We start from the raw sequence: 23987 nt of genomic DNA, 5'->3' as shown, positions 1-23987 counted from the left end.
TTATAGGGCGCATTTGTGAACCCGGTTTCTTATTTAAGTAAATTTATTTCAAATTTATCAATTACAGGTTGATGGTGTTTTCGCAGGCCCGTACACTTTTAAATAGATCTGGCTGGCAGGGGTGCCGCCGGGGACATAGAGAGAGGGGCCATGACATATTGGGGACAACTGCGAGCCATTGTGCTTGCGGGGATGGCAAGCTGTGTTGCCACACTTGCCATTGCACAAACCTGTGAAACAGCATTGCGCGACACACCGATGGTGCCAACCGATTTGGCATTGTGCCAGTCATTAAGTGATACGGTACGCCATCCCGGTGCGTTGCCGTTGAACGAATATGAGGCGGCATTATCGCAGTTTTTTGATAACTGGTGCCACCGCGACACCAAATCGGGCTGGGTGCGCGACAAATATGTGCGCGATACCGGGCCTTATACCGCCGCACGCGTTGCCGGTGAAAAGGGTGCGCCGTGGGACGGTACCTATCACGGCACCCATTCACCGGTTGTGATCTGGTATTCCCCTGATATGGTGAGCTGGATTGAGAAAAACCGGCCCAGCGGCAAGGCCCACCCGGACCCGCAACAAGCCATTCCCGATGGCGCGATTATGGTGAAGGAAATGTATCCTGAACCAGCATCGGCCTGTGCCAAATATGACGCGGATTATCTGTTACCGACCAGTGGTGCCGCGATCATGGTGCGTGATGCCCAAGGGTCGAAAGATGGCTGGTTCTGGGGCTGGTATGGCTGGCCCGGCGAAGGCTGGGCACCCGACTGGCCCGCAAGTGCCAGCAACGGCCCGCCCAATATGGGCTTTGGTCAGTATTGCGTAAATTGTCATGGCTCCGCCCATGATATGACCTTTGCCGAGGAACGAAATTTGCTAGGCCACCCCGGCCAGCCCGAAGTGTTTTTGTCGCAGGATTTTTTCGCCAATCAGTATCTGGGTGGCGGTGCGCCGGTAGCGGCGGGCGACAAGGCACCGACGACGATGGCAAGCGGCACAACCCAGATGGCAGCCACCGAACCCGATGATCTGGGCGATGATATTCACGCCTTGCGTGCGCATATGGAAAAAAAGCCGGTGCCGCACGGCCAGCCACGGATAAAGCCGCTGGAAGATTTGCTGGCATTTGTGACCAAGGCTGACCGGTTTGGTGCGGTGCCGGAGCATGGCTTTATCATGCCATCGCAAACCTATGACAATGTATGGATGCCCGCCGCCGGGCCATCGCCCAAAAGCCAGTATTTAACCAGCGACCAATGCACGGGGTGCCATGATGCGGGCAGTACCGGGTTGCAGTTTGATATGACAATGCCCGACCCGCAAAGTGACAAGCTGTTAAACCTGTCGCCCTATGCAACATGGCGGTCCTCGCCCATGGGGCTTGCGGGCCGCGATCCGGTTTTCTTTGCCCAGATGGCCAGTGAAACCCAGACTTTTCATCATGATCAGGCTGATCTGGTGCAAACCACCTGCCTTGGTTGTCACGGTATTTTGGGGCAACGGCAGTTTCAGATTGATCACGCGGCAGAAAATACCGGCGATTGCGGGGTGTTTGACCGCGATATTGTTAATGCAGTGCCTTATCCGCCGGGGAACCCGACGGCGGCACATGCATCCTATGGGGCGCTGGCGCGCGATGGCATTTCGTGCATGGCGTGTCACCAAATGGTGCTGGGCAAGGAAGCCACCGAAAAATATGCGGATGATCCGCAAAATGCCTGTGTGTTGAAACGCCAGCAACAATTGAACGCGGATAATACCGGTTTTGGCAAAACCTTTACCGGCAGTTTTCTGGTTGGGCCAGCGGGCAAACTGTTTGGGCCGTTTGACAAACCCAAAACCCATCCGATGGATTATACATTGGGCATAAAACCGGAAAAAGGCGACGCGATTTCGACCTCGGAAATGTGTGGCACCTGCCATACTGTGCATTTGCCGGTATTGCATAAGGGCGAAACCATTGCCCATGTTTATGAACAAACGACCTATGCCGAATGGGCGTTCAGTTCCTATCGCACCGGCACCACAATTGATGGGCCATTGCCCGGCGGGGTTGGCGGTATGCCGCAAACCTGCCAGGATTGTCATATGCCGTCGCGCGATGCAGGTGGCGAATTTAAAAGCAAAATTGCCAGCATTCAGGAATATTCAAATTTCCCTGCGGCGGCAAACACGTTTGACCCTAAGGATATTGACCTGGAACCGCGTGAAGGTTTTGCGCGCCATACATTGGTGGGGCTGAACCTGTTTTTGGTGAAAATGTTCCAGCAATTCCCCGATATCATGGGGGTTCCGACTGCCGACCCGATGATGAATTCGAAAAAGGCGATTGATCCGCTGGAATTTACCGCCCGTGCGATTACGCAGCAGGCGGAAAACGATACCGTTACCATCAGCCTCGCCGATGACCCGGTGATTGCCAGGGGCAAACTAAGCGCATCGGTTAAAATTGCCAGCCATACCGGGCACAAGTTCCCCTCCGGGGTTGGTTTCCGCCGGGCCTTTGTTCAGTTCGAGGTGTTAGATGCCAAAGACAAGGTTTTGTGGGCATCGGGCCGGGTGAACAAGGCCGGTGTGCTGGTGGACCAGCATGACGAACCGCTGAAAGGCGAGATGTGGTGGGATGATAAATGTACGCACCGGATTGAGCCGGAAAAACGCCTGCATCAACCCCATTTCGAGGTGATTACAGCACAGGACCAGACCCAGATTTATCAGGAACTGGTCAGCACGCCACCTTTGGACGGATCGCAGTTTTCCTGTGGCCATAATGTGCGCCCGCAGGGGGAACTGACCACCAGCTTCCTGTCGATCTGTGCCGAGGTAAAGGATAACCGTTTGCCGCCACCGGGGTATCTGGCGCTTAAACAGCGCGAAGCCATTTCAAAGGCGCTGGGGGCAGGGACGGAACTTGCCGAGGATGCAGGCTTTACCGCCGTGGGAACTGACCCGGACTATGCGGGGCCAACCCAAAGCGGGGGCGACAGCCTGCGTTATGAGGTCAAGCTGACCGATATTCACGGGACACCAGCCAAGGTGCAGGCGCGGTTATATTATCAGGCAACGCCGCCGTTTTACCTGCAAGACCGGTTTTGTACGGCCAAGGGCGATGATACCGACCGGCTGGCTTATTTGGCGCAGTATCTGAATTTGGAGGATACTGCGGCGGAAAACTGGGCATTGAAGCTGGTCGATACCGGCAAAGTGGAGATCGCCCGTCAGTAAACCAGATCATAAAAAAAAATAACACGGGAACCGGCGCGGTATTTATGGTGCCGGTTTCCGTGTGAAAATCATTTAAATCATGCATATAGGCGATGAAAGCAGTTTTCAATCTGTGGTGGGTGCCCTAAAACAGGGGCGGATGATGGTTGCGCTTTGATTGGACAGGGCAGGCGAGATGAAATTTGGCGAGGCGATTGGTTCGGGGTTTCATAACTATTTCAATTTTCGCGAACGGGCCTCGCGTTCGGCGTTCTGGTGGTGGCAGTTATTTATCGTGATCGGTTCCATTGTCCTGTCGATTATTGACGGGCAGTTTTTTGGGGGTCATCGCGATATCGGGTTTCTTGAAGGCATTTTTAATCTGATCACCTTTTTGCCGGGGTTAGCACTGGCTGTGCGCCGCCTCCACGACATTGATCGTTCCGGCTGGTGGGTGTTGTTGTCGCTGGTGCCATTGATTGGACTTATTGTCCTGATTGTGTGGTGGTGCAAACCGACCCTGTTAGGGCCGAACCGCTTTGGGCCGATGCCCTATGATTATTTCCGCCAGAATGACGGCCCCGAGTCAGTCATCTAGAAATAATAGGGTGATTTTGCTGTTTTGAATGCCGCGATGGCATTGGCAACAACCCGGCGGAAAATATGACCTTTTTGCGACGCAGCCTATTGGGCTCTTGACAATTTCCGACCTTTCCCTTACTTGCTGTTAGCACTCACCGGGGGTGAGTGCTAACGTGGGCTCATCCCGGTTAGTGTTTCAATAATCGAGCCCTAGATATTTACACGGAGTTGTCGAAAATGAAGTTCCGTCCGTTACATGATCGTGTACTGGTACGTCGTGTCGAATCCGACCAGAAGACTGCTGGTGGCATTATTATTCCGGAAACCGCTAAAGAAAAGCCGCAGGAAGGCGAAGTCGTCGCTGTTGGCTCCGGTATCCGTAAAGACGATGGCGCGCTCATCGCACTTGACGTCAAAGCTGGCGACAAGGTTTTGTTCGGCAAATGGTCGGGCACCGAAGTCAAGGTTGACGGCGTAGAGCTGCTGATCATGAAAGAATCCGACATTATGGGTATTCTGGCCTAAGTCAGCCCATTTGGGTGACTGTGGTTTGATGTTCATCCGTCTCATAGAGAGGAAAGAATATAATGGCTAAAGAAGTAAAGTTTTCGACAGATGCACGCGCGAAAATGCTGCGCGGCGTAGACATCCTTGCTGATGCTGTCAAAGTGACCCTCGGCCCGAAAGGCCGTAACGTTGTTATCGAAAAATCCTTTGGCGCACCGCGCGTAACCAAGGACGGCGTCACTGTTGCTAAAGAAATCGAACTTTCAGACAAGTTCGAAAATATGGGCGCACAGATGTTGCGTGAAGTTGCCTCGAAAACTGCCGACATGGCAGGCGACGGCACCACCACTGCAACCGTTCTGGCACAGGCTATCGTTCGTGAAGGCAACAAGGCTGTTGCTGCCGGCATGAACCCGATGGACCTCAAGCGCGGTATCGATCTGGCTTCGGCCAAGGTGATCGAAGCCATTCAGGCCCGTGCGCGTAAGGTTTCGGGTAAAGACGAAATCGCACAGGTTGGCAACATTTCTGCCAACGGTGACCGTGAAGTCGGCGATATGATCGCTGAAGCCATGGAAAAGGTCGGCAACGAAGGTGTTATCACCGTCGAAGAAGCCAAAGGCCTGCACACTGAACTCGACGTTGTCGAAGGCATGCAGTTTGACCGTGGTTACCTGTCACCTTACTTCGTGACCAACCCGGAAAAAATGATTGTTGAACTCGACGCTCCTTACGTCCTGTTGTTCGACAAGAAGGTTTCCTCGCTGCAGCCGATGCTGCCGTTGCTTGAAGCTGTTGTTCAGTCCGGCAAACCGCTTTTGATCATTGCTGAAGACGTTGAAGGCGAAGCCCTGGCAACCCTGGTTGTCAACAAGCTGCGCGGCGGCCTGAAAATTGCTGCTGTTAAAGCTCCGGGCTTTGGTGATCGTCGTAAAGCAATGCTTGAAGACATCGCCATCCTGACCGGTGGCCAGGTTGTTTCCGAAGATCTCGGCATCAAGCTTGAAAGCGTTACGCTTGACATGCTCGGTACCGCGAAATCGATCACCATCACCAAAGAAGAAACCACCATTGTTGATGGTGCCGGTGAAAAAGCACAGATCGAAGCCCGTGTGGCCCAGATCCGCGCCCAGATCGAAGAAACCACCTCTGATTACGATCGTGAAAAACTGCAGGAACGTCTGGCGAAACTCGCTGGCGGTGTTGCTGTGATCAAGATCGGTGGCGCTTCGGAAATCGAAGTTAAAGAACGTAAAGACCGCGTTGACGATGCCCTGCACGCAACCCGCGCTGCTGTTGAAGAAGGTATCGTTGCTGGTGGTGGTACGGCTCTGCTGTACGCAACCCGCGCGCTTGCCGGTCTTGAAGGTGCAAATCACGACCAGACCATCGGTGTCGACATCGTTCGTCGTGCGCTTCAGGCTCCGGTTCGTCAGATCGCGCAGAATGCCGGTGTTGACGGTGCCGTTGTTGCGGGCAAGCTGCTCGAACAGGACGACGTCGAATTCGGTTTCGACGCCCAGAAAGGCGAATACACCAACCTGATCAAAGCTGGCATCATCGATCCGGCCAAGGTTGTTCGTACCGCCCTTCAGGATGCCGCTTCGGTTGCTGGTCTGCTGATCACTACCGAATGCATGATTGCTGAAAAAGCAGAAGAAAAATCCGGCGGTGGCGCTCCCGATATGGGCGGCATGGGCGGAATGGGTGGCATGGGCGGTATGGGCTTCTAAGCCAAACCAACCAAGCGACCTTACAGTCAGGGAAGGGCCTCGCAGCAATGCGGGGCCCTTTTCTTTTACCGTATGGGTGTTTGGCATAACCTGGCCGGAGTTTGCTGTAATAAGGCAAGGGCTGGTCTGTTGCCTGATGAGGATACGAGAAAGGGCACATTTTTTTATAAAGATATGCCCTTTTTTAGGGGGCAGGCGTTTCACCTGCTTTGTGTTAACAGGCAGATTGTGCCCGTTATTGGGCGAGAATAACTTTCATCGCCTTTTCACGCGATGCGTTGCCAAAGACTTCGTAGGCCTGTTCAATCTCGTCAAGTTTGAAGCGGTGCGTGATCAGCTGTTCGGGTTTAACCTTGCCCGATTGCACGGTCTTCATCAGCATAGGGGTGGTATTGGTGTTAACCAGACCCATCGATATATTGATGTTTTTAATCCAAAGTTCTTCGATATGCAGTTCCACGGCGGTGCCGTGAACGCCGACATTGGCAATGTTGCCACCTGCTGAAACGATTTTCTGGCAGGTATCGAAGGTTGCCGGGACGCCAACAGCCTCGATGGCAACATCAACACCCAAGCCGTTGGTCATGTCCATCACCGATGCAATGACGTCATCCTTGCCGACGGTCAGTGTGTCGGTTGCGCCAAATTGACGGGCCATTTCCAGGCGTGCTCCGTCGGTGTCAATCATGATGATGCGACCGGGTGAATAGAACTGTGCGGTCAGCAAAACCGCCATGCCAACCGGACCTGCGCCGACAATGGCGATGCTGTCGCCCGGTTTGACCTGACCGGCAAGAACGCCGATTTCAAACCCGGTTGGCATGATGTCAGACAGCATGACCAATGCTTCTTCGTCCGAGCCTTCGGGGATGGGATAGAGCGAGTTATCGCCATGTGGAATGCGCACATATTCGGCCTGGGTGCCGTCGATCAAATGGCCCAGGATCCACCCGCCATCGGAGCAATGGGAATAGAGCTGGCGTTTGCAATTCGGGCAGGAACCGCAAGATGTGATGCAGGAGATCAGAACGGCGTCGCCCTTTTTAAAATTGCGAACCGCCGCCCCGGCTTCTTCAACAACGCCAACCCCTTCGTGGCCCAGGGTGCGTCCTTCGGTTACGGCAGGAACATCGCCTTTAAGAATATGAAGATCGGTCCCGCAAATCGTTGTTTTGGTGATTCTGACGATCACATCTGTCGGTTTTTGAATGTCGGGTTTTTCTTTTTCAACCCAGCCTTTTTTGCCCGGACCTTGATATGTAAGCGCTTTCATGGACTTTCCTTTATCTGGGGGTGGGGTGTAAACTTGTGTTTTTTCGAGAGCCGTTTTGTCGGCCTGTTTTTGTACCGATGACGCTTATTAAATACACTAAATTTTATGTACAAAAAGCCTATCGCTTTCCAGTCGCCAGGGTCAAATTTTTTAGTGTCCTACGGATCACACTTTAAATTGATGCGCGGACAATACTTTTGGAAACAGCAGGTTTGGCGAAAAGATATTATCTTTCCAGATTTGGCCAGATAGCCCGAATATTTGCAAAAAGAGTTTTACTGCAAATAGTTAGTCGACTCGGTGCGTTGGGAAAATAGCGATTATTGCGCCGGTGCAGATAAAAAAACGGCCCGGTGTCAAAAGCCACCGGGCCGCATTAGAGATTATTTAAAGAGCTGCTTTAGGGTGTGTGGCTGGCAGCGTAAATACTGGCTGGGCGGTGTGATGGTGGCACCCAGTTTGGCCGCAGCGTGCCACGGCCAGCGCGGGTCATAAAGAATGCCACGGGCAAGGGCGATGGCGTCGGCCTGGCCGGTGCCGACAATGGCTTCTGCCTGTTCGGCTTCCGTGATCAGGCCCACGGCGATGGTGGTAAGCCCGGTTTCGGATTTGATGCGATCGGCAAAGGGCACCTGGTAATTCGGGCCAATCGGAATTTGTTGCGCGGCATGAAGGCCGCCCGAGGAAACATGGATGAAATCACAGCCGCGTTCTTTCAGGGCCTTGGCCAGAACCACACTTTGTTCAATGTCCCAGCCGCCTTCAACCCAGTCGCTGGCGGAAATGCGCATGCCAACCGGTTTTTCAGCACCGAACGCTACACGTACGGCATCGTAAACTTCCAGAGCAAACCGCATGCGGTTTTCAAGGCTGCCGCCATATTCGTCGGTCCGCTGGTTTGACAGCGGCGACAGGAACTGGTGGATCAGATAGCCGTGGGCGCCGTGCAGTTCGATGGCATCAATGCCCAAACGATCCGCCCGCTGCGCAGCCTTGGCAAAGCGAGCGATGATTTCGGCAATGCGTTCCTTGCTGAGTGCTTCGGGCACCGGGTTGCCATCGAGAAACGGGATGGCAGAGGGGGCAACAATCTGCCAGCCATTTTCATCATCGGGGCTAAGCGCATGCCCGCCGTCCCAGGGTTTGGCAGTGCTGGCCTTGCGCCCGGCATGGCCCAGCTGAATGCCAATCGGCATGTCTGAATTGGCCCGGACAGCTTTTAATGTGCGCGCCAGTGCTTCCTCGGTTTCATCGTTCCACAGGCCAAGGTCGGCATAGGTGATGCGGCCTTCGGCTTCGACGGCGGTGGCTTCAAGGATCAGCAGGCTGGCACCCGAAAGGGCAAGGTTGCCCAGATGGATGGTGTGCCAGTCGGTGGCTTTGCCATTATCGGCCGAATATTGGCACATAGGGGCGATAATGATGCGGTTTTCAAGGTTCAGCTTGCCCAATGCAAGCGGGGTGAACAGTTGGCTCATAGGGGTATGTTCCAGTTTATAAGGTGGGGGCACCGCGTAGGCGATGCCTGCATATGGCGCGATCCTAGCGGCGGGCGGGGCGGAATGCCAATGTGTTTCGCGCAATGCGGAAAAGATCGAAAAAAATTGCGAAAAAATGCGTCATGCCCTTGCGACTTTTGCCGGGCGAATTATCTTCTGGTTTGAAAGGGCCATGGTGGCCTTGATCGCGCAGTGGTTGCAGCCTGGCTGGACCAACAAGCGCAAGAATGCTCGTCTTGTATGGAGAGTAATTATGAACGGTTTTTCAAACGTAAACGGTGCTGCACGACGTATTGCCAATGCCCCGGCAATTGGCGATCCTTTTGGTGTGTTTTCACGCGATATTGACCGCGTTCTGGGCTCGTTCCTGGGCCGTGGCAGCCTTCGCCCGGCAAGTGCGCAGGGTGATGGTGACGCCGCAGACACAACCAGAATTCTTAATCCCCGCATTGATGTTCACGAAAGCGACGACGCGATTGAACTTAGCGCCGAGCTTCCCGGTGTTGAACAGGATGATGTGGATGTGTCCGTCCTTGAAGGCGTTTTAACCGTCAAGGGTGAAAAGAAATCGACCCGCGAAAGCAATGAAGGTGCCCGTGTTGTTGAACGCAGCTATGGCAGCTTTACCCGGTCTTTCCGTTTGCCTGAAAATGTTGATGCCGACAATATTTCGGCCACCTTTAAAAATGGCGTTCTGACACTTTCACTGCCAAAGGTTGCAGAGCAAAAGCCGGAACCGCGCAAAATTTCGGTTGCGGGTGCCTAACGGCATCTTGATGCGAACATGATAACAAAACGGGCGGGGTTTTCTCCGCCCGTTTTTGTGTATGTGGTGTTTACAAGCTGTTCGCGCGTGCCGATTTACGCGCTGTCAGGTGCTGTGCCGGTCCAGTTTCACATCAAAAATGCCGGTCTGGTCGAATTTTTCCAGGGCTGCCTGCCACGGGGCAAGGTCGATGCCCTGTTCGGTGATCCAGTGCGGATTATAATAGGTGTCGCTGTAACGATCGCCGCTGTCGCACAGCAAGGTCACGACAGAGCCGCTTTCGCCCGCCTGTTTCATTTCACTGATCAGTGCGAGTGTCGCAATAAGGTTGGTGCCAGTGGAGCCACCACAACGCCGCCCCAGATGTTTTTCCAGATAATGCAGGGCGGCAAAGCTGCCGGCATCGGGAACCCGGATCATATGGTCGACCACGGTGGGGTTGAAGCTGGGTTCAACCCGGGGGCGGCCAATGCCTTCAACGCGAGAGCCGCAGGTGCCGGTGATGCTGCAGTCGCCGGTGGCATAGGCATCGTAGAACACCGAATTTTCCGGGTCGGCCACGCACAGCTCGCAGCCATGGGCCAAAACCTTGCCATACCGAATGAAACGGCCAATGGTTGACGACGTGCCGCCGGTGCCCGCGCCAACCACAATCCAGCGCGGGACGGGGTGGGGTTCGCGGCCCAATTGTTCAAAAATGCTTTCGGCGATGTTGTTATTACCGCGCCAGTCGGTGGCCCGTTCGGCGTAAGTGAACTGGTCCATGTAATGGCCGTTTAGCTCACGCGTTAACCGGTGGGATTCGTCGTAAATCATGGCGCCGTTATCGACCAGATGGCATTCACCCCCATAAAAGGCGATTTTTGCGATTTTTTGCGGCGAGGTGGTTTTGGGCATCACGGCAATAAAACGCAGGCCAATCAGACGGGCGAAATAGGCCTCGGACACAGCGGTAGAGCCACTTGATGCCTCGATGATCGGGGTGTCTTTGGTGATCCAGCCATTGCACAGACCATAAAGAAACAGCGAACGGGCGAGGCGGTGTTTGAGGCTGCCGCTGGGATGGGTGCTTTCATCTTTCAGATACAGGCCAATGTCGCCCAATTGCGGCAGATCGAGCTTGATCAGGTGGGTGTCGGCGGAGCGAGTAAAGTCGGCTTCGATCCGGGCGATGGCATCGGCCACCCAATGGCGATCTTGCGGCATGATGATCCTGTATTTGTCATAAAGGGCTTGTTTATGGGCAACGGTAAGGGGTTTCGTTTAGTGGAAAATTATACAAAAATCCACCGTAGTTTTTGAAAACAGTTTGCTAACAAAATATTCAGCGATAGGCTATAGTCACAAGCTTATCATCACCCGTTACGATTGCCCGTTGCCAACACCCCTTGCACGCCAGATTTCAGGAATGGTTTACCGACATGGCCGAAAAAGAAAAAGACCATTACGAAAAACGCCACGGCGAAAGCGAAATTGGTGCGGCGTACGATATTCCGGTTCGGGTTTCGACCGTGATTGGTAAAAGCCAGATTCAGGTGTCACAATTGATGCGCCTGACGCGCGGGGCGGTGCTGGAACTTGACCGCAAGGTTGGTGAACCGGTTGATATTTATGTCAATAACCGCCTGGTGGCCCGGGGCGAACTTGTGGTGGTTGATGACCGGCTGGGTGTTACCATTACCGAAGTGATCAAATCGGGCATGGTTGTTGAGACCCACCATTGAACAGCCATGTTACAGGCCGCCATGCTGATGCGTCGCATTTGTTTTTCTCCATTGTAATCGTGCTTTTCCAGCCCTTGCCGGCTTTTTCCGATGTTGTTTATCCGTTTGAAATAACCGACATTATAGCGTGATGGCAACGCGACGGTGTGGCGCATGCCACCATTGTCGGGATGATGTGAAAATCGTCCGTTCCTTATGGAACCGAACGCCCTGTTTCGCGTTTTTATATTAAACGAATTCCATATTTCGTCTGTTACGGGTGGGGATGTGCCTTGTTTTGGAGGGACAGACGCCCGGTTTCCTGTGTTGGCTATCTGGTTTTGGGCGGGGTGTTTCCCTCGTTATTGGCGCTGGAAAGGTCATGCAGGCTGGCCGATGGATGTGGCCGGATATGATTTCGCCGTTGCGGACCATAGCCGGAAATCTGGGTTTGATACGGTATGCTGGCCTTTGGGTGCCTTACGGGTGCTGTCTGACGGTCTGTCTTCATGGACGGGTAAACAGGTGCTGTGTTGCTGCAAAACGAAATGGAACAGATAGATGATTAATCTGCTGAGCGTTGTCGTCTTTGCGCTGATCGGTGTTGCACTTGCTGCGGGCGGTGTGTGGCTGATTGTGCTGGGTGGTAGCTGGTATTACGCCCTTGCGGGCGTTGTCTTTTTGCTGGTTGCGTGGCTGTTGCAACGTCGCAAGGCCATGGTCCTGTGGCTTTATGCGGCGTTTCTGATCGCCAGCCTTGTCTGGGCGGTTTGGGAAGTCGGGTTTGACTGGTGGCAACTGGCCCCGCGCGGTGGTATTCCGGTGTTGCTGGGGCTTTGGCTGTTAACGCCGTGGGTCCGGCGGGGGCTTGCCCAGTCAAGCGGGGATGCCGATTTGGGGGGCAAAACAAAACACCCCAATGGCATTGGCCTTAGCCTGGCGGTGGTGATTGCCATTGTGGTGGCCGTTGGCTCCATGATTAATGACCCCAATGCCATTACCGGCCAGTTAAATGACAAGGTTGTGGCCAAAACCCCCGACATGGGCAACGCCATTCCCGATGGCGACTGGCACCAATATGGGCGGACCCAGTATGGGCAGCGTTATTCGCCGCTAAGTCAGATTACAGCCCAGAATGTTGATCAGCTGACCGAAGCCTGGCGCTATGAAACCGGTGATGTGCGTCAGTCCAGCGATGTGCCGGAAACGACCTATCAGGTCACGCCGCTAAAAGTGGGTGATTCCCTGTATTTATGCACACCGCATAGCTGGGCCATTGCCATTGATGCCAAAACCGGCAAGGAAAAATGGAAGTATGACCCCAAAGTGGGTGCCAATAGTGATCGTCAGCACCAAACCTGCCGTGGGGTCACCTATTATGCCGATCCGCAGGCGCAGGCAGGCGACCGGTGTGCGGAACGGGTGTATTTGCCAACGTCGGATGCGCGTCTGATTGCGCTCGATGCCAAAGATGGCACGGTGTGTGAAAGCTTTGCCGATAACGGTACACTGCATCTTGAACAGAAAATGCAACACAAGCCGTCGGGTTATTATTATTCCACATCGCCGCCCGTTGCCGTTGATGACAAAATTATCATTGGCGGGGCCGTGAACGACAATTATTCGACCCAGGAACAGTCTGGCGTTATTCGCGCCTTTGACATTCACACGGGCGAATTGTTGTGGAATTGGGATTCCGGCAACCCGACAGAAACCGAACCGTTGGCCGAAGGCGAAACCTACACCACCAATTCGCCCAATAGCTGGTCGGTCTTTTCCGTCGATGAAAATCTGGGTATGGTTTACATTCCACTGGGTAACCAGGTGCCTGACCAGTTGGGCATGAACCGCAGCGAAAACGTTGAAAAGTTTTCATCCTCCATCGTTGCGCTGAGCATTGATACCGGCAAGCTCAAGTGGGTCCGTCAGACCGTTCACCACGATTTGTGGGACATGGATGTTCCAGCCCAGCCGGTATTGATGAATATTTCCGACGATATGGGTAATGAAACGCCAGCTTTGGTCGGTGCGACCAAGCAGGGCGATATCTATGTACTGGACCGTCGCACGGGCGAACCGCTGATCAAGGTGCGTGAAGTTGCGGCACCGGGTGGAGCGATCCCCGAAGATCACAGTGCGCCGACTCAGCCGCGTTCGGATTTGACCTTTATGCCTCAAAAACTGACCGGCAAGGATATGTGGGGCATTACGCTGTTTGATCAGCTGGCCTGTCGCATTGAATTTCATCAGTTGAAATATGAAGGTCGCTACACCCCGCCTTCCTTGCAGGGATCGCTGATTTATCCCGGCAATTTTGGCACCTTTAACTGGGGTAGTGTGGCGGTGGACCCGCAGCGCCAGGTGATGTTTGGCATGCCGACCTATCTGGCATTTACATCCAAGCTGATCCCGCGTGATGAAGTGCCGCCGCAGGGCTCGAAAAAAGCCAGCGAAATGGGCATTAACCAAAATACAGGTGCGCCTTATGCCGTAAGCATGGGACCGTTCCTGTCGCCCATTAGTGTGCCGTGTCAGGCACCGCCGTGGGGCTATGTTGCCGGGGCCGATCTGCGCACGGGTGATATTGCCTATAAACGTAAAAACGGCACGGTCTATGACATGACGCCGCTGCCATTGCCGATCAAGCTGGGGGTTCCCGGTATTGGCGGGCCGATCATTACCGCCGGTGGTGTGGCTTTCCTTGGTGCGGCAGTTGATGACTATTTCCGCGCCTATGACCTGACGACGGGCAAACAATTGTGGGAAGCGCGCCTTCCGGCGGGTGGACAGTCCACGCCGATGACCTACACCACCGATGATGGCACACAATATGTAGTGATTGTTGCCGGTGGCCATGGCTCTATCGGTACCAAACCCGGTGATTATGTGATGGCATATAAATTGCCAGCCAATTAATCACGGCTTCCCGGTATCGGGTTAACCCCACGCCGGGAAAACGACCCCGAATAACAGGCACCACGTCCTTGCGGCGGGTGCCTGTTTTTATGGGGCAGGGCTTAAACGTGGCCGTAAACGCGATTCTTTTGCCCTGCTTGGATGCTGATCATATCGTGATTTTTTGTAACTCATTGATATAATGGCGAATTTTATGATGTGCCAAAGACCATGCCGTTGATGGTGGTTCGCGATGGTTGAGGGCAGCGCCAGGTTTTGTTCTTGTGCGCGTGTAAAATGGGCCGGTGTGATTTTTTGATGTTTTCCTTGACCGGATCGCGGCAAATTTGCACATGCCCTCCGAATCAGCGGTTATCCGGGCTTGTCACGCAACGGATACAATCAATGGATAAAAAATTCGCCTCATCCACCAGATATAGTGTTTTCAAAGCTGGTTAGAACGGGCATAAACTCTTTTCATAAAGAAAATGGGACACGGGAACACACCCGTAAGACATCATCAGGCACCGTATGAAACGGCTGGTCGTCTGGCGCATCTGCGCGCGGACAAGGGCCGGTTTATGCGGGACCAAGAGGGTGCGGTGTGACCCGTCGCGAATGATTATAGCGGCGTATCGGCTTTGGGCCAATGAACGTCCAGTTTGAAGGATACCAGCATGAAAATGCTAGATGTCGTGCAGCATGAAAAAGGCGCGCGGGTTATTGTTGACCGTACTCGTGATGAATTGCTCACTGATTTTGGCAAAGCGGTTTTAACCGACCGTTATTTGATGCCCGGTGAAAGCTATCAGGACCTGTTCGCCCGTGTTGCCAGCTATTATGGCGACAATGCCGATCACGCCCAGCGTATCTATGACTATATGTCCAAACATTGGTTCATGCCGGCAACGCCGATCCTGTCGAACGGTGGCACCACCCGCGGGTTGCCAATTTCGTGCTTTTTGAACGAAGCCGACGATAATCTGGCTGGCATTGTTGATTTGTGGACCGAAAATGTCTGGCTGGCCGCGCGCGGTGGCGGGATTGGGTCTTATTGGGGCAATTTGCGCTCGATTGGCGAAAAAGTTGGCAAAAACGGCAAAACATCGGGTGTTGTACCGTTTATCCGCGTGATGGACAGCTTGACGCTGGCGATTAGCCAGGGGTCGCTGCGGCGTGGGTCGGCAGCCGTTTATTTGCCGGTCAGTCACCCCGAAATTGAAGAATTTTCCGAAATGCGCCGCCCGACCGGGGGCGACCCGAACCGCAAAACACCCAACCTGCATCAGGGTGTTTCGGTGTCTGACGCCTTTATGCGCGCAGTGGAAAATGATGAGGAATGGGCCTTAACCTCGCCCAAAGACGGCCATGTGGTGCGCAAGGTTAGCGCGCGGTCGTTGTGGATCCGCCTTCTGACATCGCGGGTGGAAACCGGCGAGCCTTATATGCTGTTTATCGATACCGTGAACCGTGCGGTACCGCAGCATCATAAAATGGCCGGGCTAAGTGTTAAGACGTCCAACCTGTGTGCCGAAATTACCTTGCCGACCGGGCGTGACCACCATGGGGGCGACCGCACCGCCGTTTGCTGCCTGTCGTCGCTTAATCTGGAGCATTACCAGACCTGGAAAGAAGAGCCGCAATTTATCGAAGATATTTTGCGGTTTCTGGATAATGTTCTGGAAGATTTTATCAAGAATGCACCAGACAGCATGGCGCGCGCCAAATATTCGGCCATGCGCGAACGTTCTGTCGGGCTGGGCGTGATGGGGTTCCATTCCTTCCTGCAATCGCAGGGTATTCCGCTTGAAGGGGTGATGAGCAAGGTCTGGAACAACCAGATTTTTGATCATGTGAAAAAGCACGCCGATGCGGCATCGGAAAAGCTGGCCGACGAGCGCGGATCGTGCCCGGATGCGGCGGAATATGGCATGAAGGCGCGTTTTTCCAACAAAACGGCGATTGCGCCGACGGCATCAATTTCGATCATTTGCGGCGGAGCCTCGCCGGGGATCGAGCCGACAGCAGCCAATTCCTATACCCATAAAACCCTGTCGGGGTCGTTTAACGTGCGCAACAAATATCTTGCGCAGTTGCTCGAAGAAAAAGGCCAGAATAACGAACAGGTCTGGACCTCGATCACGGTGCATGAAGGATCGGTTCAGCAACTTGATTTCCTGACTGATCTGGAAAAGGACGTGTTTAAAACCGCCTTTGAAATGGATCAGCGCTGGTTGATCGAGCTGGCCGGGGACCGTGCGCCGAAAATTGACCAGGCACAGTCGCTGAACATTTTTCTGGCATCCAACGTGCATAAACGCGACTTGCACCAGATCCATTTTCAGGCATGGAAAAAAGGTGTCAAAAGCCTTTATTACTGCCGGTCGAAATCGATCCAGCGGGCCGAAGTGGTGGCCAATGTGCCACGCAAGGCCAAGGCTGCCGATCTTGACATCGATGCTGTTTTGGCTGCCGCGCGTGCCGCAGGCAGTGCGGTTGCCGCCACGGGCAATACAGACAGCACCCAGACCGAATATGAAGAATGCCTTGCGTGCCAATAAGGCCGGGGTTGGAAAGAGATTGATATGACCGACGAAAAAATCATGGACCTTCTGACCGAAAACCCGGTCTACAAGCCGTTTCGTTACCCCTGGGCCTATGAGGCATGGCTGACACAGCAGCAAATTCACTGGCTGCCCGAAGAAGTGCCGCTGGCCGATGATGTGAAAGACTGGAACCATTCGATTACCGATGCGGAACGGAACCTGTTAACGCAGATTTTCCGGTTCTTCACCCAGTCCGATATCGAGGTGAATAACTGCTATATGCGTCATTACACACGGGTGTTTAAACCCACCGAAGTGCAGATGATGCTGGCGGCTTTTTCGAACATGGAAACCATCCATGTCGCGGCCTATTCGCATTTGCTTGATACCATCGGCATGCCCGAAACCGAATATGAAGCCTTCTTCCAGTATAAGGAAATGAAGGACAAATACGATTATATGCAGATTTGGGGGATTTCCGCCGAAGATGAATATATCGACGATTGCGGTGATTTGCGCCTGACCGAAGACGGTATGCGCAAAATGGCAAAAACACTGGCGGTTTTTGGGGCCTTTACCGAAGGTTTGCAGTTATTTGCGTCCTTTGCCATGCTGATGAACTTCCCGCGCTTTAATAAAATGAAGGGCATGGGCCAGATCGTGACATGGTCGGTGCGCGATGAAAGCCTGCATTGCGAAAGCGTTATTCGCCTGTTCAAGACCTTTACCCGCGAAAACCCGCAAATTTGGGACGATGCGATGCGGGCCGATTTGCTTGAAGCTTGCGAAACCATTGTTGTGCATGAAGATGCATTTATCGATCTGGCATTCGAAGCGGGTGCGGTCGAGGGGTTAACCCCCAAGGATATCAAGCTCTATATCCGCTATATCGCCGATCGCCGATTGACCCAGCTGGGGCTGGACCCGATTTATCACATCGAAAACAATCCGCTGCCATGGATGGATGCGATGTTAAACGCGGTTGAACACACCAATTTCTTTGAAAACCGGGCAACCGAATATTCAAAGGCCGCGACCCGTGGCACCTGGGGCGAGGCGTTCGACTGATCGGGCAATCGCCAGCCAAATTTTCTTGAAATGATGAAGGCCGCCCGGCGTTGGGCGGCCTTTGTTTTTGGGTGTGTGTGGGCATTGGCATGGGGGCGGGGACGACGTGGGGGTTTACCGGATTGTCGATCCCAGCCGGTCTTCAACATGCTGGATTTCTTCGGGGCGCAGCTTTTGTTCCAAAAGGGCAATCGCCTTTTGGGGGTCAGCATCCAGTTCGGTGCCAGGCGGTGTGTTGATGGGGTTAAGGGCCGATAAACGGAGCCAGTAATAGGCTTCGGCAAGATCCTGATTAACACCCCAGCCGCGTTCATACATCGCCCCAATCATATATTGCCCGGCGGGCAGGCCGATTTGCGCGGCTTTAAGATAATAATTTGCGGCATCAACATAGTTTTGCATGGCACCCCGGCCATGCATGTATTGATCGCCCAGTATATAGGCGGCTTCGGCGTTTTTATCGTTGGTCTTTAACGCGCGTTCCAGATAATCGGTCGCCTTGAACTGATCATAGGGCACCCCCCAGCCATTCAGATAGAACAACCCCATGTAATAAAGCGCACCGGGATGATTGGCACGCGCCGCAACGCCAAACCATTTGGCCGCATTGTCGTAATCCTGTGCGCCGGTTTTGCCGCGATAATACAGCAAGCCCAGCCCATAGGCCGATCGCGGGTCGGTTGGTGCGGCGTCTTGCCATTCCTGTTGGGCGGTGCGGAATTTACCGGCCTTGTATGCCAGATAGCCTGCCTTGTAATCGGCCCGTGCAGGGGCCGGGGCCAACGCGGTTAACAAGGTGGCCACCCCCGCAACGACCAGGGCCGCCCGCAGCATGACGCGGTGCGCGGGGCGAACAGGGTGAACGGCGCGAACAGTGTGGCGGCGGCGTGAAAGGTCGTCAACAGCAGGGTCGGCAGAGAGGTGAAACATTGATGAAACCGGTTGGGGGTTAGCGGTTTTTAAACAGCGGGACAACTTTGCGGGCGCGTTTTTCGATGGCCTCAAGGATGGTTTCAAGCTGTGGGCTTTGTTTGATTTTGACGCCGCTGTGAAGGGCTACATATTGACCGGCATTTTTCTGGTCTGATGGCAGTTTGATCACCGCAAAAAGCGGGCTTTCCTGCGTGGAACGAAACATCGAAAACATCGCCATGCCATCCATCTGGTCAATCGCGTAATCGCGCCACGCACCCCCGGCAACCTGCCGGGAATAGATGTTCATCAGTTTTTGCAATTCAAGCCGGTTGAAATGAACAAATGTTTTGCCTTTGCGGTATTGCGCCAGATTAAGGAGTGTTCCCATGCCGTGCTCCGGGCTGTGGAAATGGCCGAGTGTTATCAATGGTGACAACGCTTTTGCACGGTAACGCGCTTTTTGCGGCCTCTCAAGTCGCAAAGGCGGTTTTTTGGCACAGCCGGGCGGATTGCCGGATCGAAGAGGTGTTGTTTGCCGCCGCACGACGCCCGGGGGTAGGCAATGGGCTATGTGTAATGCGTTATAGGCTGCGCCCGCGGGTGGGCGGCCAGTCAACGGTTTGTTTGCCGGAATTATAAGGATCGGGTGTGGCATAACAGGTGACGGATGCCAGGGTGCGATAACAATAAAGCGGGGGTTCGGGGAGCGGGTCGGTTTTGCAATAAGGTTCCCCCATGCTTGAGCGCACGGTAGAACAATCGCGCCCGGTCGACATCGATACAATATGATCGACGATGGTTTTGTCGGTATTGATAATCGAGACCACATCTAGCGCGACAAACCACTGGGTGGCTGTCAAAAGATCGGTGCCGGTGGCTGATGCCACCGAATCATCAAAGGTGGAGCATCCGCCCAGACCGGCAAGAATGGCAAATAATCCGCAGGCAGCCCTTAGGGGGCGATAATGGAAACAACCCTGTACGAACAATTGCACGGCCTTTTTTTGCCGGGGTTGTGGCCGGGCTGCGCGTATATATGTGCCGGTCATGCGATTTTATCCCTTTGCAACCCGGACAAAATTGCCGGGTTACGGTTGTTATGATCTGATCCCCAAGATCTTCTTCTTCGATAAAGCAAGTTTTATGCCGGTTAAACAGTTAAGTGGCATGCGGGGGTAAACCGGTGTGGTTTATGTGCCTGCTTTTGTCATTCATCCTATATCGGGGCGAGGGGCTGTGATTGCGATATGCAATATATTGGCAGTCCGGCCAGTGCTGCCAATACCCTTGCCGGGACAGTGAAATTTTTGCCAAGCCAGCGGTGTTTTGCCTGCCAGTTTAGGTGAATCGAGCAAAATTAGCGTTTAGCACGGTTAAAATACGCCTGAACCATGCAGCACCCTTGACCCCTTGGGCCGTGACGCGTTAAATCCTTGCCGTTATTTTATTCTGACGGGCGGGCATGTGGCCCGCTTTATTTTGATCGAATTGGAGCGGGTTTCGTGGTCGATATTTTCCAGGAAGTCGAAGAAGACCTTAAGCGCGAACGCACGGAGCGCCTGTGGCGCAAATACGGCAAGGTCGTCATCACGGTGGCTGCCGTTGTTGTGCTGGGCGTGGCGGGCCGGGAAGGCTGGAAAAGTTATGAACATTCCTCCCGTCTTGAAAACGGTACGCGTTTTGCTAATGCGCTGGAACTGGTCAATGCTGGCCCCGATAAAAGCCAGGCTGCCCTTGATGCGCTCGATACCATCATTGCCAAGGGCAATGACGGCTTTGTCGCCCTGGGTCGTTTCCAGAAGGCCCGTGTTTACCTAAGCCAGAACGATACGGCCAATGCCGTCAAGGAACTTGAAGCCATTGCGGCGGACAGTGATCTAGACAAGGTCTATCGCGATCTGGCTGTGGTGCAGATTGCCATGAACAGTGGCACTGCCGACAATGCCGAAGCGATGATTTCGCGCCTGAAGCCGATCGCGGTGCCGGAAAACCCGTGGTATCACTCGGCCCGTGAAATGATGGCTGTTTTAAATATTGCTGCGGGCAAGATCGACGAAGCAAAATCGCTTCTGACCGAACTGGCCGATGACAAAACAGCACCATCGGACATGCGTGGCCGTGCGAGCGAGCTTTTGAAGGCGATCAAGGCCTGATTGTCGATAAGGGGCGTTCCTTGCGGGGGCCCTTCGGGACAGAATTAAAGGATATGGTTTTGCAATTACACCGTCTGGGCCGTTTTAAATCCGTTTTATGCGTATTGGGCTTCGCCGTTCTGGTTTCGGGGTGCTCGAGCTGGATGGGCGAGTCTGAAGATCCGCCCTTGCCCGGCGAACGGTTGGCGGTTTTGTCGCTGCAAAGCACTCTGGTGCCTGATCCCGGCCTGACTGACCAGAAAGTTGTTCTGCCCAAGCCGCAGGTTCAGGAAGACTGGACCCAGAATGGCGGTGTGCCCAGCCATTCGTTGCAGCATCTGGCGTTTGACAACGAAACGATGAAAAAGCAGTGGTCCAGCAGCATTGGCACCGGGTCGCTGGAAGAAGACATTTTGTTGAACCAGCCCGTTATTGGCAAAGGTGTTGTTTTTACCATCGATGCCGATGCCGACGTGCGGGCCTTTAGTGCGAAAACCGGCAAGCAGATCTGGAGCGTTGATATCGCCCCGGATCAGGAAGGGGACAGCACGCTTTTAGGCTCTGGTGTGGCCTATGCCGATGGCATGGTTTATGCGACCACCGGTTTTGCCGAAGTGGTTGCCATTGATGCCGCCAGTGCCGAAGTGAAATGGCGCACAACTCTGACCGCCCCGATGCGTGCCGCCCCCACCGTGCGCGGGGGCCGGGTCTTTGTGATTACGGTTGATAACCAGACCGTGGCCCTGAATGCCTATAGCGGTGAAATCCTGTGGAGCCATCGCGGTGCCGCCGAAGGCGCGACATTTATTGGCGGTGCCAGCCCGGCTGTGGACCAGGGTGTGGTGATTTCGGCCTATAGTACCGGCGAGCTTTATGCCCTTCGCGTTGAAAATGGTCAGGTGATCTGGTCTGATACGCTGGCATCAGCCGGGCGGACAGACGCGGTTTCCGCCATTGCCGATATTCGCGGCCTGCCGGTGATTGATAATGACCTTGTGATTGCCACCAGCAATTCCGGTTTGACCGTGGCGATTGACCTTCGGACCGGTGTTCGTTTGTGGGAAGTGGAAGAAGGTGGTATCCAGTCCCCGTGGGTGGCCGGCAATTATGTATTCCTGCTATCGAATACCAACGACCTGATTGCCTTGCAGCGGCGCTCGGGACGGGTTAAATGGGTGTCGGCATTGCCGCGCTATGTTGACCCGGAAGATCAAAGCGAAGCCATGGTCTGGACCGGGCCGGTTCTGGCGGGTGACCGTCTGATCGTCGGGAACCAGCAGGGCGATGTTGAAACGATTTCACCTTATGACGGTAAAGTCATCGGGACCGATACGTTGCCTGGGCCGTTAACATTGCCGCCGATTGTTGTCGGGGATACACTGTATTTCCTGACAGCAAATGCGTCACTGGTCGCCTATCGCTAAAGCGTCGATCAGAATAAGTTTTGAAGGGCTTTGCCTTTCCCTGTTTTTTGCGGGTGCGCCACCGATATATGTATCGTGGCGCACATCGCCGTTTTTATAAAGAGTCTGAAGTCAGATGACCTTGAAAGTTGCCATTATCGGTCGCCCGAATGTCGGGAAATCGACCCTGTTTAACCGCCTGGTGGGCAAGAAGCTAGCGCTTGTCGATGACCAGCCTGGCGTTACGCGTGATCGTCGATATGGCAAGGCACGGCTTGGCCATTTGACCTTTACCGTTATCGATACGGCCGGTCTGGAAGATGCGTTTGACGGTTCCGTCGAAGGCAAGATGCGCCAGCAAAGCGAAATCGCGTTTGAAGATTGCGATGTTGCCCTGTTTTTGATTGATGCGCGTGCAGGCCTGTCGCCGCTCGACAAGCATTTTGCCGACTGGCTGCGCAAGCGTAAAAAACCGGTCCATGTCATTGCCAACAAGCATGAAGGCAAAGCGCAGGATCCGGGCTTGTATGAAGCTTATGGTCTGGGCCTGGGCGATGTTGCGCCGATTTCATCGGAACATGGCCAGGGCATGGAATTGCTGATCGATATCTTGCTGCCTTACTGGAAAGATGACCGCCAGAAAGAACGCGATGCCCGCAAGGCCGAGCAGGCCGAACTGGTGCGTGCCGCGTCCGAGGCCAGCAGCGACGAAGACGACAGCGATGGCGATGACAGCACCGACGATGACGATGATTTCGACGGTGACGATTTGCCCGATGATCTGGGCGATATCCTGACGTCTGCCGAAGAAGAAGGCGAATTTGACGAAGACGATGAAGAAGACGCGGATGATTTGCCGCGTGACAAAGGCAAAATTCAGCTTGCTATCATCGGCCGCCCGAACGTTGGCAAATCGACCTTGATGAACCAGCTTTTGAAGGAAAACCGTGTAATGACCGGGCCGCAGGCCGGGTTGACGCGCGATGCGATTGCCGTTGACTGGAGCTTTGACGGCCGCGAGATCCGGCTGGTTGATACCGCCGGGATGCGCCGCAAAAAGAAAATCGACGACCGTGTTGAAAAACTGTCGGTGAGCGATACCTTGCGCGTTATTCGTTATGCGCAGGTTGCTGTGCTGATGATTGATGCCACCAATACCATCGACAAGCAGGATCTGACGATTGCCCGCATGGTGCTTGAAGAAGGCCGGGCGCTGATTATTGGTGTCAACAAGTGGGATCTGGTCGAAGACAAGCCTGCTTATATGAAACACCTTAGCGATACGCTCGAAAGCTCGTTTGCGCAGGCACGCGGTATTCCTATTGTCACCCTGTCCGCACTGACCGGGCGCGGGTCGGACCGGATCATGCCGAGCGTTCTCGAGATTTATGATATCTGGAGCCGCCGTATCCCGACCTCGCAGTTGAACCGCTGGCTTGAAGTTGTCACCGAGCGTCACTTGCCGCCGGTGATTAGCGGGCGTCGTATTCGTTTGCGTTATATGACGCAGGCCAAGGCGCGGCCGCCAAGTTTCTTTATCAACTGTTCCAAGGCGGCTGAACTGCCAGAAAGCTATACCCGTTATCTGATAAACGGGCTGCGCGAAGATTTTAACATGCCGGGCGTTCCGATCCGCATTTTTGTGCGCAGCAGCGAAAACCCGTTTGCCAAGAAAAAGAAACGCTGATCACCAGCATTTTATACCAAACCTCATTGATCGAAGCCGATCAATGAGGCCCTCAGTCGGCGGGC

General features: G+C 54.1%; 18 protein-coding genes. 12 read left to right on the top strand and 6 right to left on the bottom strand.

Going from position 1 to position 23987, the window contains the following annotated elements; all coding sequences use genetic code 11:
- Window positions 1–150: 150 nt before the first annotated feature.
- From TMES_RS19740 to groL, 4 genes are all read left to right on the top strand, one after another.
- A complete protein-coding gene (locus TMES_RS19740) occupies window positions 151–3234 on the top strand; it encodes a hypothetical protein (protein ID WP_085585789.1) in 3084 nt (1027 codons plus the stop codon).
- Between the two features lie 175 nt (window positions 3235–3409).
- Window positions 3410–3811: a DUF805 domain-containing protein gene (locus TMES_RS19735; protein ID WP_085585787.1), complete on the top strand. Its 402-nt coding sequence runs from the start codon at window positions 3410–3412 to the stop codon at window positions 3809–3811.
- 221 nt (window positions 3812–4032) lie between these two features.
- Complete coding sequence (gene groES, locus TMES_RS19730) at window positions 4033–4320, top strand: co-chaperone GroES (RefSeq protein ID WP_085585785.1); 288 nt, start codon at window positions 4033–4035, stop codon at window positions 4318–4320.
- A gap of 59 nt (window positions 4321–4379) precedes the next feature.
- Window positions 4380–6035, top strand: a complete 1656-nt coding sequence (groL, locus tag TMES_RS19725; protein WP_085585783.1) for a chaperonin GroEL — start codon at window positions 4380–4382, stop codon at window positions 6033–6035.
- A gap of 235 nt (window positions 6036–6270) precedes the next feature.
- Here groL and TMES_RS19720 read toward each other — a convergent pair whose 3' ends face one another.
- The gene (locus TMES_RS19720) at window positions 6271–7308 is read right to left on the bottom strand and encodes a zinc-dependent alcohol dehydrogenase family protein (RefSeq protein ID WP_085585782.1); all 1038 of its coding nucleotides are present in this window, start codon (window positions 7306–7308) and stop codon (window positions 6271–6273) included.
- Between the two features lie 383 nt (window positions 7309–7691).
- Complete coding sequence (locus TMES_RS19715; protein ID WP_085585780.1) at window positions 7692–8786, bottom strand: NADH:flavin oxidoreductase/NADH oxidase; 1095 nt, start codon at window positions 8784–8786, stop codon at window positions 7692–7694.
- Between the two features lie 274 nt (window positions 8787–9060).
- Between TMES_RS19715 and TMES_RS19710 the strand changes: the two genes are divergently transcribed.
- Window positions 9061–9573 carry an Hsp20/alpha crystallin family protein gene (locus tag TMES_RS19710; protein ID WP_085585926.1) on the top strand — a complete coding sequence of 171 codons (513 nt, stop codon included), beginning with the start codon at window positions 9061–9063 and terminating at the stop codon, window positions 9571–9573.
- A gap of 105 nt (window positions 9574–9678) precedes the next feature.
- Here the strand turns inward: TMES_RS19710 and TMES_RS19705 are convergent, their stop codons facing one another.
- Window positions 9679–10779: a PLP-dependent cysteine synthase family protein gene (locus TMES_RS19705; protein ID WP_085585778.1), complete on the bottom strand. Its 1101-nt coding sequence runs from the start codon at window positions 10777–10779 to the stop codon at window positions 9679–9681.
- 215 nt (window positions 10780–10994) lie between these two features.
- Between TMES_RS19705 and fliN the strand changes: the two genes are divergently transcribed.
- The 4 genes from fliN to TMES_RS19685 all read left to right on the top strand — a co-directional run bounded on the left by fliN (window position 10995) and on the right by TMES_RS19685 (window position 17785).
- Window positions 10995–11297 (top strand): flagellar motor switch protein FliN, encoded by a 303-nt coding sequence (gene fliN / locus TMES_RS19700; protein ID WP_085585776.1) that lies wholly within the window; start codon window positions 10995–10997, stop codon window positions 11295–11297.
- 540 nt (window positions 11298–11837) lie between these two features.
- Window positions 11838–14192, top strand: coding sequence for a glucose/quinate/shikimate family membrane-bound PQQ-dependent dehydrogenase (locus tag TMES_RS19695; RefSeq protein ID WP_085585774.1), 2355 nt, complete (start codon window positions 11838–11840; stop codon window positions 14190–14192).
- A gap of 662 nt (window positions 14193–14854) precedes the next feature.
- Window positions 14855–16732 carry a ribonucleoside-diphosphate reductase subunit alpha gene (locus TMES_RS19690; RefSeq protein WP_143589751.1) on the top strand — a complete coding sequence of 626 codons (1878 nt, stop codon included), beginning with the start codon at window positions 14855–14857 and terminating at the stop codon, window positions 16730–16732.
- A gap of 24 nt (window positions 16733–16756) precedes the next feature.
- Window positions 16757–17785 carry a ribonucleotide-diphosphate reductase subunit beta gene (locus tag TMES_RS19685; protein WP_085585771.1) on the top strand — a complete coding sequence of 343 codons (1029 nt, stop codon included), beginning with the start codon at window positions 16757–16759 and terminating at the stop codon, window positions 17783–17785.
- 114 nt (window positions 17786–17899) lie between these two features.
- Here TMES_RS19685 and TMES_RS19680 read toward each other — a convergent pair whose 3' ends face one another.
- The 3 genes from TMES_RS19680 to TMES_RS19670 form a co-directional block, all read right to left on the bottom strand.
- Complete coding sequence (locus TMES_RS19680) at window positions 17900–18715, bottom strand: tetratricopeptide repeat protein (protein ID WP_085585769.1); 816 nt, start codon at window positions 18713–18715, stop codon at window positions 17900–17902.
- 19 nt (window positions 18716–18734) lie between these two features.
- A complete protein-coding gene (locus TMES_RS19675) occupies window positions 18735–19088 on the bottom strand; it encodes a DUF2794 domain-containing protein (protein WP_085585767.1) in 354 nt (117 codons plus the stop codon).
- A 193-nt stretch (window positions 19089–19281) separates the two neighbouring features.
- Window positions 19282–19749, bottom strand: coding sequence for a hypothetical protein (locus TMES_RS19670; RefSeq protein ID WP_211275969.1), 468 nt, complete (start codon window positions 19747–19749; stop codon window positions 19282–19284).
- A 453-nt stretch (window positions 19750–20202) separates the two neighbouring features.
- Here TMES_RS19670 and TMES_RS19665 point away from each other — a divergent pair, with 453 nt between their 5' ends.
- The 3 genes from TMES_RS19665 (at window position 20203) to der (ending at window position 23922) form a co-directional block, all read left to right on the top strand.
- Entirely contained in the window at window positions 20203–20853 is a 651-nt protein-coding gene (locus tag TMES_RS19665; protein ID WP_085585922.1) for a DUF2659 family protein, read from the top strand.
- 59 nt (window positions 20854–20912) lie between these two features.
- Window positions 20913–22256 carry an outer membrane protein assembly factor BamB family protein gene (locus tag TMES_RS19660; protein ID WP_245835523.1) on the top strand — a complete coding sequence of 448 codons (1344 nt, stop codon included), beginning with the start codon at window positions 20913–20915 and terminating at the stop codon, window positions 22254–22256.
- Between the two features lie 115 nt (window positions 22257–22371).
- The gene (der, locus tag TMES_RS19655; RefSeq protein WP_085585763.1) at window positions 22372–23922 is read left to right on the top strand and encodes a ribosome biogenesis GTPase Der; all 1551 of its coding nucleotides are present in this window, start codon (window positions 22372–22374) and stop codon (window positions 23920–23922) included.
- Window positions 23923–23987 lie beyond the last annotated feature (65 nt).

Source organism: Thalassospira mesophila, from assembly GCF_002115755.1.
In the GTDB taxonomy this organism is placed as follows: Bacteria; Pseudomonadota; Alphaproteobacteria; order Rhodospirillales; family Thalassospiraceae; genus Thalassospira; species Thalassospira mesophila.
The sequence above is the reverse complement of the archived record's forward strand: the minus strand, read 5'-3'. Positions and strand labels throughout refer to the sequence as shown.

What these genes read in the sequence shown, in the direction of transcription:
- TMES_RS19740 (WP_085585789.1), top strand. Translation starts at nt 151, where the DNA reads ATGACATATTGGGGACAACTGCGAGCCATTGTGCTTGCGGGGATGGCA.
- TMES_RS19735 (WP_085585787.1), top strand. Translation starts at nt 3,410, where the DNA reads ATGAAATTTGGCGAGGCGATTGGTTCGGGGTTTCATAACTATTTCAAT.
- groES (WP_085585785.1), top strand. Translation starts at nt 4,033, where the DNA reads ATGAAGTTCCGTCCGTTACATGATCGTGTACTGGTACGTCGTGTCGAA.
- TMES_RS19720 (WP_085585782.1), bottom strand. Translation starts at nt 7,308, where the DNA reads ATGAAAGCGCTTACATATCAAGGTCCGGGCAAAAAAGGCTGGGTTGAA.
- TMES_RS19715 (WP_085585780.1), bottom strand. Translation starts at nt 8,786, where the DNA reads ATGAGCCAACTGTTCACCCCGCTTGCATTGGGCAAGCTGAACCTTGAA.
- TMES_RS19710 (WP_085585926.1), top strand. Translation starts at nt 9,061, where the DNA reads ATGAACGGTTTTTCAAACGTAAACGGTGCTGCACGACGTATTGCCAAT.
- TMES_RS19705 (WP_085585778.1), bottom strand. Translation starts at nt 10,779, where the DNA reads ATGCCGCAAGATCGCCATTGGGTGGCCGATGCCATCGCCCGGATCGAA.
- fliN (WP_085585776.1), top strand. Translation starts at nt 10,995, where the DNA reads ATGGCCGAAAAAGAAAAAGACCATTACGAAAAACGCCACGGCGAAAGC.
- TMES_RS19695 (WP_085585774.1), top strand. Translation starts at nt 11,838, where the DNA reads ATGATTAATCTGCTGAGCGTTGTCGTCTTTGCGCTGATCGGTGTTGCA.
- TMES_RS19690 (WP_143589751.1), top strand. Translation starts at nt 14,855, where the DNA reads ATGCTAGATGTCGTGCAGCATGAAAAAGGCGCGCGGGTTATTGTTGAC.
- TMES_RS19685 (WP_085585771.1), top strand. Translation starts at nt 16,757, where the DNA reads ATGACCGACGAAAAAATCATGGACCTTCTGACCGAAAACCCGGTCTAC.
- TMES_RS19680 (WP_085585769.1), bottom strand. Translation starts at nt 18,715, where the DNA reads ATGTTTCACCTCTCTGCCGACCCTGCTGTTGACGACCTTTCACGCCGC.
- TMES_RS19675 (WP_085585767.1), bottom strand. Translation starts at nt 19,088, where the DNA reads ATGGGAACACTCCTTAATCTGGCGCAATACCGCAAAGGCAAAACATTT.
- TMES_RS19670 (WP_211275969.1), bottom strand. Translation starts at nt 19,749, where the DNA reads ATGACCGGCACATATATACGCGCAGCCCGGCCACAACCCCGGCAAAAA.
- der (WP_085585763.1), top strand. Translation starts at nt 22,372, where the DNA reads ATGACCTTGAAAGTTGCCATTATCGGTCGCCCGAATGTCGGGAAATCG.